10 protein-coding genes and 1 riboswitch are annotated in these 10,853 nt (G+C 75.8%); of the genes, 2 read left to right on the top strand and 8 right to left on the bottom strand.

Annotated features, from left to right (window positions below; all coding sequences use genetic code 11):
• Nucleotides 1-205: 205 nt before the first annotated feature.
• The 8 genes from AACH11_RS18055 to AACH11_RS18020 form a co-directional block, all read right to left on the bottom strand.
• On the bottom strand, nucleotides 206-1,372 hold the full coding sequence (locus AACH11_RS18055; protein WP_341375647.1) for a CobD/CbiB family cobalamin biosynthesis protein: 1,167 nt from the start codon (nucleotides 1,370-1,372) through the stop codon (nucleotides 206-208).
• A 16-nt stretch (nucleotides 1,373-1,388) separates the two neighbouring features.
• On the bottom strand, nucleotides 1,389-1,958 hold the full coding sequence (gene cobO, locus AACH11_RS18050) for a cob(I)yrinic acid a,c-diamide adenosyltransferase (RefSeq protein WP_341375646.1): 570 nt from the start codon (nucleotides 1,956-1,958) through the stop codon (nucleotides 1,389-1,391).
• Nucleotides 1,959-2,089: 131 nt separating this feature from the next.
• On the bottom strand, nucleotides 2,090-3,154 hold the full coding sequence (locus AACH11_RS18045) for an ABC transporter ATP-binding protein (protein ID WP_341375645.1): 1,065 nt from the start codon (nucleotides 3,152-3,154) through the stop codon (nucleotides 2,090-2,092).
• A complete protein-coding gene (locus AACH11_RS18040) occupies nucleotides 3,151-4,194 on the bottom strand; it encodes a FecCD family ABC transporter permease (protein ID WP_341375644.1) in 1,044 nt (347 codons plus the stop codon). Before AACH11_RS18040 ends, AACH11_RS18045 begins: the two co-directional genes overlap by 4 nt.
• Nucleotides 4,194-5,177: an ABC transporter substrate-binding protein gene (locus tag AACH11_RS18035; RefSeq protein ID WP_341375643.1), complete on the bottom strand. Its 984-nt coding sequence runs from the start codon at nucleotides 5,175-5,177 to the stop codon at nucleotides 4,194-4,196. The genes AACH11_RS18040 and AACH11_RS18035 overlap by 1 nt, the downstream gene beginning before the upstream one ends.
• The gene (locus AACH11_RS18030; RefSeq protein WP_341375642.1) at nucleotides 5,174-5,743 is read right to left on the bottom strand and encodes a bifunctional adenosylcobinamide kinase/adenosylcobinamide-phosphate guanylyltransferase; all 570 of its coding nucleotides are present in this window, start codon (nucleotides 5,741-5,743) and stop codon (nucleotides 5,174-5,176) included. The genes AACH11_RS18035 and AACH11_RS18030 overlap by 4 nt, the downstream gene beginning before the upstream one ends.
• Entirely contained in the window at nucleotides 5,736-7,286 is a 1,551-nt protein-coding gene (locus AACH11_RS18025; RefSeq protein ID WP_341375641.1) for a cobyrinic acid a,c-diamide synthase CobB, read from the bottom strand. Before AACH11_RS18025 ends, AACH11_RS18030 begins: the two co-directional genes overlap by 8 nt.
• Nucleotides 7,287-7,288: 2 nt before the next feature.
• Entirely contained in the window at nucleotides 7,289-9,280 is a 1,992-nt protein-coding gene (locus AACH11_RS18020; RefSeq protein ID WP_341375640.1) for a TonB-dependent receptor, read from the bottom strand.
• Nucleotides 9,281-9,373: 93 nt separating this feature from the next.
• Nucleotides 9,374-9,632, bottom strand: a riboswitch (cobalamin riboswitch).
• Between the two features lie 150 nt (nucleotides 9,633-9,782).
• On the opposite strand from AACH11_RS18020, the gene AACH11_RS18015 reads away from it, so the two are divergent.
• Both AACH11_RS18015 and AACH11_RS18010 read left to right on the top strand, forming a co-directional pair.
• Complete coding sequence (locus tag AACH11_RS18015; RefSeq protein ID WP_341375639.1) at nucleotides 9,783-10,064, top strand: DUF904 domain-containing protein; 282 nt, start codon at nucleotides 9,783-9,785, stop codon at nucleotides 10,062-10,064.
• Nucleotides 10,061-10,456 (top strand): cell division protein ZapA, encoded by a 396-nt coding sequence (locus tag AACH11_RS18010; RefSeq protein WP_341375638.1) that lies wholly within the window; start codon nucleotides 10,061-10,063, stop codon nucleotides 10,454-10,456. Before AACH11_RS18015 ends, AACH11_RS18010 begins: the two co-directional genes overlap by 4 nt.
• Nucleotides 10,457-10,853 lie beyond the last annotated feature (397 nt).

Genomic DNA, 10,853 nt, shown 5'->3' with positions numbered 1-10,853 from the left:
TCGCACGCGTCCCGCAGCTCGCCGGCGTCGGGCGCACGGGACACAGCGGGCCGATCAGCGCGCGCAGGACGATCGGCCCCGCCAGCGCCAGCCGCGACGTCGGCGCCCACGCCACCATCGGCCCGGCCCGGGCGGTCCGACCGGTGGGCGCCGGCGATGTCGCCGCGCCTGCCCCGCGGCCGGCCGGGGCCGCACGGCCGATCGATCAGGCGATCCATGACGACACTCCGGACGCGGCCAGCCGCCACGCCGCCGACAGCGCGGTTCCCGGCACGCCGGCCCACAGGCCGCCGGCCAGCAGCGCCAGGCCCAGCAGCGGCACCAGGCTGCGCCGCAGCGCCCGCCGGGCCAGCTGCAGCGCGCGACCGATGTCGCCCGGCGCGGCGGCGCGGCCGGCGGCGTTCAGCACGTAGACACCGGGCTTGCCCAGGCGCACGCCGAGCACCAGCGCCATCGCCCCCATCGGCCAGCCGCCGTTGGGCGACGGCGTGCGGCGGGCCTCGGCGCGCAGCGCGGCGGCGCTGACCGGCCGGCCCGCGCCCGTCACCTGTGGCGGGGTGGACGCAGGATCCGCAGCCGCAGCGACCTCCTCGCCCGCACCGCCGGCCGATGCCGATGCCGATGCCGATGCTGGTGCCGGTGCCGACGCCGGACCCAGCCCCGCCGTGCGCAGCGCCCAGCCGGCCAGGCGCGCGGTCGGCGCACTGGCCACGTCGTCGCTGCGGGCGGCCCACTTGCCGGCCCATTCCCAGCGGCCGCGGTAGCCCCACATCGCGTCGGCGGTGTTCGCGTAGCGGTAGAGCGCGGCGCCGGGCAGGCCGGCCAGCGCGGCCCAGGCCAGCGGGGCCAGCACCGAGTCGTTGAGGTTCTCGGCCAGGGTCTCGATCGCGGTCTCGCGCACCTGCACCGCATCGAGCGCGGCGGTGTCGCGGCTGCACAAGCGGGCCACGCGGGCGCGGCCGGCGTCCAGCCCCTCGGCCAGCGCGGCCTCCACGGCCGCGACCTCGTCGTGCAACATGCGCCAGGCCAGCAGCGGCTTGAGCAGCAGGCCCTGCAGCAGCACGCCCAGCAGCACCGCCGGCCAGGGCCCGGCCCACAGCGCCCAGATGCCGATCTGCGCGGCCAGCGCCACGGCCAGCACCATCAGCGCGCCCGCCCACCAGGCCAGCAGGCCGCCGGTGAAGGCCAGGGCCGGCGCCCGGCCGGGCCAGGGCCGACCGGCCCAGCCCAGCCAGCGCCCCATCGCCACCACCGGATGCAGCGCCAGCGGCGGCTCGCCCCAGCGGCGATCGACCGCCAGCGCCAGCAGCAGCGCAGCCGGTGCGGCCAGGGCGACCACGGCCACGGGCGGAGCGACGACATCCAGGCTCATGGGCAGCAACGGCGCCTCAATCCTCGATGCCGCGCTGGGCCGGCACGCCGGCCTGGAAATGGTGCTTCTCGGCGCGCATCTCGGTCACGGTGTCGGCCAGCTCACGCAGCTCCTGCGGCGCCTGGCGGCCGGTCAGCACCACGTGGACATGGGACGGCCGCTCGCGCAGCGTGCGCAGCACCTCGTCCAGCGGGATCCAGCCGTAGCGCAGCGGATACATGATCTCGTCGAGCACGACCAGGAAGTGCTCGCCGGCGCTGATCCGTGCCGCGGCGCGGGCCCAGCCCTCGCGCGCCAGCTGCGCGCTGTGGTCGAGATCGCGGCTCTTCCAGCTGAAGCCGTCGCCCAGGCCCTCGATCGGCAGGCCGAGCTGGGCGAACACGCGGTGCTCACCGAAGCGCGCGCTCGGCACCTTCATGAACTGGTAGATGTGCACCGGCTTGCCGCGGCCATGGGCCCGCAGGGCCAGGCCGAAGGCGGCCGTGCTCTTGCCCTTGCCGTCGCCGGTGTGCACCAGCACCAGGCCGCGGCGCTCGCCATCGGGCTTGGGGGAGCTGCGTTCGGTGGGAGGCGTTTCGATCTGCATGGTGTGGCGCTCGGCAGCGGAGGGTTCGGGCCACCGGCATGACGCCCGTCCTCAGGGTCTGGAGGACGGCGGCACGGGGCCGGTGGGCAGGGGCATGAGGATGGACGTCAGAGACCGCGGCAAGACCGGCATCAGCCGGCGGATGGTGGCCGCATCGGCGGACCGTCGGCGGGCACGCATGGCGAGGATGGTGGCCACGGCGAGGGCGGCACGCCCCACGCGAGCTGCGGCACGACCAGCCAGCGGCAGGCTGTCGTCGCGGGGGTGGGCGCGGGGGTCGGTGCGGGGGTGGTCACGGAGCCCGCGGCGGCGGACGTGGTGGCCGCGAAGGACGCGCCGGCCACCTCGCTCTGCGGGTTGGGCACGATGGCGAAGGCATGGCGGAAGACGCTCACCAGGCGCGCCTGCACGGCCGGATCGGCAGGCGCACCGTCGGCCACCAGGCGGCCGGCCTCCAGCACCAGCAGGCGGTCGCACATCAGCGCCAGCGTCAGGTCGTGCAGCACGGCGGCCACGGCCGCGCCGGCGCGCGCGCGGCCCAGCAGGCTGCGCATCAGGGCCAGCTGGTGCGGCGGGTCGAGATGGGTGGTCGGCTCGTCGAGCAGCAGCAGCGGCGCCTGCACCGCCAGCAGCCGCGCCAGCAGCACGCGCTGGCGCTCGCCACCGGACAAGGCGCTGAGCCGGCGCTGCGCGAGCGCCGTGCACTCGGTCTCCGCCATCGCGGCAGCGACCACCGCGTCGTCCGCCGGCCCCGGGCTGCCGAGCAGGCCCAGCCGCGGCAGTCGGCCCAGCATCACCACGTCGCGCGCGGCCAGCTCGCCGCTGGCCTCGCCCTGCTGGGCCAGCCAGGCCAGGCGGACGGCCCGCTCGCGGGCGGGCCAGTCCGGCAGCGGCCGGCCGTCGAGCGCGACCGTGCCGGCGCCCGGCCGCTGCAGCCCGGCCAGCAGGCCGAGCAGCGTGGACTTGCCGGCCCCGTTGGGCCCGACGATGGCCACCGACTCGCCGCCGCACAGCGTCAGCGAGACGTCGTCGACGACCCGCCGTCCGCCCAGATCCAGTGTCAGGCCGCGGGCCTGCAGCCGCACGGCGGTGGCGGTGGTGCCGGTCGCGGCGTCCGGATACCGGTCGGCGGCGGCCTCGGCAGATGCCGGGGCCGGCCGGGCCGGCGACCCGCCACGTGCGTGCCCGGCCCTCATCCGGCCACCTCCTGCCGCCGCAGCAGCACCAGCAGGTACAGGCCGCCGAGGACGGCCGTCAGCACGCCCACCGGCAGCTCCTGCGGCGCGACCAGCCAGCGCGCGGCCAGATCGGCCCACAGCAGCAGGGCCGCGCCGGCGGCCGCCGACAGCGCCAGCAGCGGCCCGTGGGTGACGACCACCAGCCGCCGCACGATGTGGGGCGCGACCAGGCCGACGAAGGCCACCAGCCCGGCCTGCGACACCGCGCACCCGGTGCACAGCGCCAGCACCACGACCAGCGCCATGCGCAGCCGCGGCAGCGCCAGGCCCAGGCTGGCCGCCGTCTGCGGACCCAGCACCAGCGCATCGAGCACGCGCGCGCCGCGCAGGGCCAGCGGCAGCGACAGCAGCAGGACCCCGCCCAGCAGCCGCACCGCCTCCCAGCCGAGCAGCCCGGTCGAACCGAGCAGAAAGGCCTGCTTGCCGCGCAGGGCCTCGGGCGAGACCAGCATCAGCAGATCGGACAGCGCGCCCAGCAGCACGCCCACCACCACACCGCACAGCAGCAGTTTCAGCGGCCGCGCGGCGCCCCCGGCCAGCGCCAGCGTCAAGGCCACGCCGCCCAGCGCACCGACGAAGGCCGCGACCACCAGACCGGTGCCGGCCAGCAGCGGGCCCAGGCCGGCGGCCAGGCCGGCCGGCAGCCAGGCCGCGGCCGCACCGGCGGTCAGCGGCGCGGCCGCCAGCACCGCCACCACCCCCAGCCCGGCACCGGACGCGCTGCCCAGCAGATAGGGATCGGCCAGCGGGTTGCGGAACAGGCCCTGGGCCAGCGCCCCGGCCAGCCCCAGCAGCGCACCGGCCAGCGCCGAGCCCAGACCGCGCGGCGCGCGGATCTCGCCCAGCAACAGCCGGCGCGCCTCGGCATCCAGCGCCCACGGCGGCTCCAGCCCCAGCGGACCGACCGCCAGCCCCAGCGCCAGACCGGCCAGCAGCAAGGCCGCCAGCAGGGCGCCCAGGCGCGTCGAGGTGCCGGTCAGGCGGGCCGTCCAGGCCATCAGCGCCCCCCGGCCGGCGGCGCCAGCCGCTGCAGGCACTGCTGCAGATGGCCGGCGGCTTCAGCCAGCCGCGGACCGGGGCGCACCAGCGTGTCGTAGGCCGCTTCGTCGAAGCCGCAGAACCGGCCGTCGCGCAGGGCCGGCAGCGCAGCCCAGCCCGGACGCCCGGCCATCGCCTCGACCGCCCGGCGCGAGCCCAGCATCAGATCGGGTCGCGCCCGCACCACGTACTCGGGGCTGAGCTGGGGGAACGGCCCCAGCTCGGGCGGCACGATGTTGCCGACGCCGAGAACCGCCAGCAGCTCGCCGATGAAGCTGGCCGTGCCGGCCGCGTGCGGCGAGGACGAGACCTCGAAATACGCCTTGCGGCCGCGCCAGCCGGCCGGCACCCGGGCCGCCAGCGCCTGCAGCCGCTGCTGGATGCGCTGCACCTGGGCCTGCGCCGCCGCCTCGCGGCCGAGCGCGCGGCCGACCACGCGCATCACGCGCTGCGCATCGGCCAGGGTGCGCGCCTCCAGCGCCAGCACCGGCACGCCGAGGGCCTCCAGCCGCTCGACGGCCCGCGCCGAGCCCGAGGCCAGCACCAGATCCGGCTTCAGCGCGACGATGCGTTCGAGCTGCGCATCGTCGAGCCCGCCGAGCCGCGGCAGCGCGGCGATCGCGGCCGGCCAGTTCGAATAGCGGTCGGTGCCGACCAGCCGGTCGCAGGCTTCGAGCACGCACACCGTCTCGGTCAGCGAGGGCAGCAGCGTGACGATGCGCTGCGGCGCCCGCGGCAGCGTCAGACGGTGGCCGCGGTCGTCGCGCAGCGTCAGTGGCCAGACGGGGGCGGACGCCTGCCGCGCGGTGGCCGGCGCGACAGGCGGAGCCTCCGGTGCGGCCAGGGCGGCACCGGCCACGGTGGCCAAGGCGACCACGGCGGCCCAGGCCAGGACGCCGGCCTGCAGCGCACCGCGCAGGCGACCCGCCCGCCCGCCGCTCATGCCGGCGCCTTCACCACCAGCGGGCAGCCGGCGACCATCAGCGTGACCCGGCCGCAGGCGGCCGCCAGGCGCTGGTGCAGGCGGCCCAGCGCATCGACCCAGGCCCGCGTCTCGGCGCCCATCGGCATCACGCCCAGGCCGATCTCGTTGGACACCAGCACCACCGGCGCCGGGGCGGCGGCCAGCGCCTCCAGCAGCGCCTGCTGCTGCCGGGCCCAGGCCTGCGCATCGGGCTGCAGCGGCGGCAAGGGCATCAGCCAATTCGTCAGCCACAGCGTCAGGCAGTCGACGACGATCAGGCGCCGCGGATCGGCCAGCCGGCGCAGTGCGGCGGCCAGCTCGCGCGGCTCCTCGACGGTCACCAGGCCCGGCACGCGGACGGCGCGGTCGGCCTGATGGCGCGCGATGCGCGCGGCCATCTCGGCATCGCCGGCCTGGGCGGTGGCCAGCAGCACGGCCTCGCGCGGCACGCCGTCGGCGGCCGTGCCGGCCAGCCACTGCGCGGCCCGGTCCTCGGCCCGGCGCGACTTGCCGCTGCGCTGGCCTCCGAGCAGCAGCTCATGCATGGTCGGCTCCTGATCCTGAGGGCCGGTCCGGCACCGGCGCAGGACCGCCGTCCGGCAGGAACAGTCGCGCGGCCAGCGACGGCGACGAGGCGAACCACGGGTGGAAGTAGCTGCAGCGCAGCGCACCGTGGACGTAGAAGGCCTCGCCGTCCGCCGCCGCACCGACCGCACCGCCCCGCGCCGGCCGGGTGCGCGCCCGCGGTGCCAGCGGCGTCTGCAGCGTCGAATGGTGGAAGGTGTGGCCCCTCAGTCCGGGCGTCGGGTCCGTGGTCTCGGTCTCGGTCTCGGGCTGGGCCTCGGCCTGGGCATCAGCAGGCTGGCGGGTCGCGCCCGCCTGCAGCTGCGCCGTCGCCGGCCACGGTGCCAGCGCCTGCGGCCCGAGCGCGGCCAGCCGGCGGCCCATGCTCACCCGCCCCGGCAGCAGGCCCCAGAGCCGGTGGACGCCTCCGTCGAGGTCGACCAGTTCGTCGGCCAGCGCCATCAGGCCGCCGCACTCGGCCCACAGCGGACGCCCGGCGGCCAGGTGCGCGGCCAGCTGGGCCGCCAGATCGCGGCGGGCGGCCAGCGCGGCGGCATGCAGCTCGGGATAGCCGCCGGGCAGCCACACGGCGTCGCAATCGGGCAGCGGATCACCGGCCAGCGGCGAGAAGAAGACCGTCTGCGCCCCCAGCGCATGCAGCGTGCGCAGATTGGCGTCGTAGATGAAGGCGAAGGCCGCGTCACGCGCGACCGCCACCCGGCGGCCGGCCAACAGGCGCGGCACCGCCGGCACGGCCGAGGGGCCGCCCGCAGCACCGGACGTCGCCACGGCCGGCGACGCCTCAGCCGGCAGCAGGGCCGGAGACCCCACCGGCAGCGGCCAGCGCGGCCAGTCGGCCAGCGGTCGCGCGCCCAGCGGCGTGGCGGCCAGCGCATCGGCCAGCGCGTCGAGGCGGACCCGCGCGTCGGGCAGCTCATCGCTGGACAGCAGACCGAGGTGACGGCCGGGCAGCGCGCCGGCGGCCACCCGCGGCAACGCGCCGGCCCAGCCATCGTCGGCGCGCAGCGCCTCGGCCAGCATCGCCGCATGGCGCGCGCTGCCCACCCGGTTGGCCAGCGCACCGGCCCAGGGCAAGGGCCCGTGCTCGGCCGCCTGGTAGTGGCGCAGGCCGTGCACCAGCGCGCCGAAGGTGCCGGCCATCGCCCCGGCATCGATGACGGCCAGCACCGGCAGGCCGAAACGCCGGGCCAGATCGGCCGCGCTCGGCTGGCCGTCGTACAGGCCCATCACGCCCTCGACGATCACCAGATCGGCCGTCTCGGCCGCCGCCCGCAGCCGCTGCGCGCAGTCGGCCTCGCCGTTGATCCACAGGTCCAGAGCATCGACCGGCGCCCCGCTGGCCAGCGCCAGCCAGGCCGGATCGAGGAAATCAGGCCCGCACTTGAAGGCCCGCACCCGCGCCCCGGCACGCGCATGCAGCCGCGCCAGCGCGCAGGCCACGCTGGTCTTGCCCTGGCCGGAGGCCGGGGCGGCGACGAGGACGACGGCGGCGCCCGCGCTCATGGTCAGAAGGCGATGCGGGCAGAGCCGCCGACCGCACGGCCCGACTCCGGATAGATCGACGTCGTGCGACCGGTGGACACCTCGCAGCCGTAGGCCTGGGTGTAGTACCTGCGGTCGGTGAGGTTGCTCACGTCGACGGCCCACTCCACGTTCGACACGGCCCAGGCCCAGCGGGCATCGAGCACCGTGTGGCCCGGCACCCGGCAGGCATTGGCGATGTCCGGATGCGTCGTGCCGCCTTGATGCCGCACCGACGCACCCAGCGTCTGCTGTCCGCCCGGCACACCCAGGGGGCCGAGCTTCCAGAACGTCCCGACGGAGGCCGAGCGGCTCGGCACCAGCGGCACGTCCTTGCCCGCGTGCGCGCCGCGGGTGAAGGTCGCCTCGCGCCAGGCCAGCGTGGCCCGCAGATCCAGCGTACGGGAGACCGCGCGGGTGCCCTCGAACTCCACGCCGCGGCGACGCGTCGGGTCGAAGTTCACGTTGGCACCGGAGCCGTTCCAGGCATTGCTGTTGGCCACCGTCGGGTCGTAGCCGATCTCGTCGCGCAGCCGGCTGCGGAAGACCCGCACTTCCGCACGATCGCCCCCCTGCGCCCAGCGCAGGCCGAGCTCGACGTCGCGCGAGCGCTGGGGCCGCAACAGCACGCCGGGCTGGGTGAAGCTGAACTCGTCCGCATTGGCCAGCCGCCAGCTGGTGCCCATGCGACCGAAGGCGCGCAGGTTCGCACCCAGCGGATGCATGACGCCCAGCTCCCAGACATCGCTGCGGTCGTCCTGGCGCAGGCTGCTGTAGTCGTCCACCAGGGACTTCACACTGCGGTTCCAGCGCGCGCCGGCGCTGAACTCGGTGCCCTGCGGCAGCTTCAGCACATCGCGCAGGAACCAGGCATGGCTGCTCTGGCGTGCGATGCCGGGGTAGGACCGGATGTCGCGCTTCCACCACTGGTGTTCGTTGCCGAAGGTGACGGCATGGCGCAGGCCGGGCGCGATCACGGACTCGTGCTGCGCGCGCAGGCCGACCTCACGGGCATCGACATCGTGGTCATAGCCATGGCTCGCACTGCGTTGCTCGGCCGCCCGCAGGCCCCCGTCCGCGGACAGGGTCCAGCCCGCGACGCGGGTCTGGGCCTGCAGGGTCGTGCGCCGCCCCAGGCTGCGACCCCAGTCGGACGGCGACGACGCCTGGGCCGGATCGGCCGCGTACTGGTCGGCCGTCAAGGCGCCCGGCCAGCCCGAGCGCACCTCGTCCTGCGCGTGGCGCAGCGCCACCCGATGCGCACCACGCTGCCATTGCGCGGCCACGGCACCGGTGCTGACACCGGAGGCGAAGTTGTCGCGGTGGCCGTCGCTGAGCTTGCGGCTGCCGGACGCCTCCAGCGTGAGCTCGCCCAGATTCGCGTGCACGTTGCCGCGCAGCTGTCGCAGGTGATCCGAGCCGAAGCCGACCAGCACCTCGCCCCCGTCGGCCTGACGGTGACCGCGGCCCGCACGGGTGACGATGTGGATCACACCGCCCGTCGCGCCCTCGCCATAGAGCACCGCACCGCTGCCGCGCAGCACCTCGATGCGCTCGATCGCATCGATCGCGACACCGGCCAGACGGGTCGTGCCCAGATCCGCCTCGTTGACCCGCATGCCGTCGATCATGACGACCTGGTTCTGGCCCGCGGTGACCCCGTAGCCGCGCAGATCGAGCTGGTATTCCCCGCCGCCGGCCAGATCCATCCGCCCGGTGATGCCCAGCAGGCGCATCAGCGCCTCATTGACCGTGGTCGCGCCCGAACGCGCCAGCTCGCCCGCCGTGATCACGCTGACCCCGAAAGGCAGGCTGGAGAGCTCCTCGGCCGAACGGGTGGCCGTCACGACGACCCGCTCGGCGGGGGCCTGGGCGCGGGCCGGCATCGCGGCGAAGGCCAGCGCGACGCTCAGGGCCAGCACGGTGCGATCGGCAAGGCGGAGCCGCACGCCAACGGCATGGAAGTCAGGAATCATGGGAACGACACGGAAGATCTGGACAGGCCGACCGCTTCCCCGCGGGCACCTGCGACGCAGCCGGAACCCGCCCCGACGCACTGCCGGAACCGGACCGATCTGACCTTGCTGGCCGGTATCCGGGCTGGCGGAGACGACCCTCGCGGCCTTCCCGGTCGCCGCCCCAGAAGGCGGCCACCAGTGGCATGGAACACGAGAGCGGGCGCGGGCTCCGGATGGAGCCTGCACCGTCCGCTTACCGTTGCGGGGGCAGCGCAGGTTGGGCCGTGGCCCGTGGGGCCTGACCTTCCTGCTTCCCGTTTAACCCGGCGCGCGGAACACGCACCGGAGCACCAGCAGAAGCCGTCATCCTAACAGCCCCGCCCCGACGCCAATCTGACACCCGGGCGCCTACAATCGCGGGCATCCGCTCAGCCCCAGGGCGGCCGGGCCCGGCCCCCAGGCCTCCCGGGCGACCGCCGTGCCGGGTCGCCGACCGCCCGGCCCCCCAGACTCCTCCCCCATGAACCGACTCGACGAACTGGCCGAGCGCATCGAGCGTCTCGTGCAGCGCCACGACCTGCTGCGCGCCGAGCGCGACAGCCTGGTGCAGCAGCGCGACGCGCTGCAGCAGCAGCTCGACCACCTCCAGCGCGACCGCGACAGCCTGCAGTCGCGCCTGGCCGCCGCCCGCGCGCGCATCGACATGCTGGTGCAGCTGCTGGCCGCGCCGGGCGACGGCAGCACACGCCCGGTCGTCAGCCCGGCCATCCTGTCGCCCGCCGACCGCCCGGAGCCCCGATGAGCAGCGCGCCCGCCCCGACCTCGCTCGAAGCGACCATCCTCGGCCAGAGCTACGCACTGGCCTGCCCCCCCGGCCAGGAAGCCCAGCTGCGCGACGCCGCCGGTCTGGTCGACCGCGAGATGTGCGCGATCCGCGACGCCGGCCGCGTCAAGGCCCGCGAGCGCATCGCCGTGCTGACGGCCCTGAACCTGGCCTGGCAGCAGATCGAACTGCAGGCCCGGCTGAACGTGGCCGCCCGTCCGGTCGCCGCACCGGTGGCCGTCGCGGCGCCGGCCGCACAGCCCGCGACCGACACCGATGCCGATGCCGGCCGCAGCGCCATCGATGCCGCCACCGAACGCCGCATCGGCGCGCTGATCGACCGGCTGGACGCCGCGCTCGCCGCGATCTGAGCCCGCCGCGGGGGGCCGGCTCCACCGCCGTCCCGATCAAGCCCCCCGCACACGTGCGGTCGCTCCACAGAGCCGCTGCGCGTGGCTATACTGGATTCGTCCGTCGCGGTCCTGTGGGCTTGATTCCTTGAACCGATGCTCATTGAGCCAGGGCTTGGAACATTGCGGAGCTGGTGTGATCGTCTCGCGTCAGATGAACCCGAAGCACCGCTGACCTCGCCCACCTGAATCCGACCAACTAGGGTTCAGGATGCGGCCTCCGGGGCCGTGACGGACACCCCCCTTCCTCCTGCCGCGGCGCCCGCCGTCGCGGCTCCGGCCTGACGCCCACGGTGCGCGTCGGCCACCCCTCATGTCCGACGTCACTTCCACCGCCCACCCGGCCCCTCGGGTCGAG

It is taken from the genome of Pseudaquabacterium rugosum, assembly GCF_038066575.1.
Classification (GTDB): domain Bacteria; phylum Pseudomonadota; class Gammaproteobacteria; order Burkholderiales; family Burkholderiaceae_C; genus Pseudaquabacterium; species Pseudaquabacterium rugosum.
The sequence above is the reverse complement of the archived record's forward strand: the minus strand, read 5'-3'. Positions and strand labels throughout refer to the sequence as shown.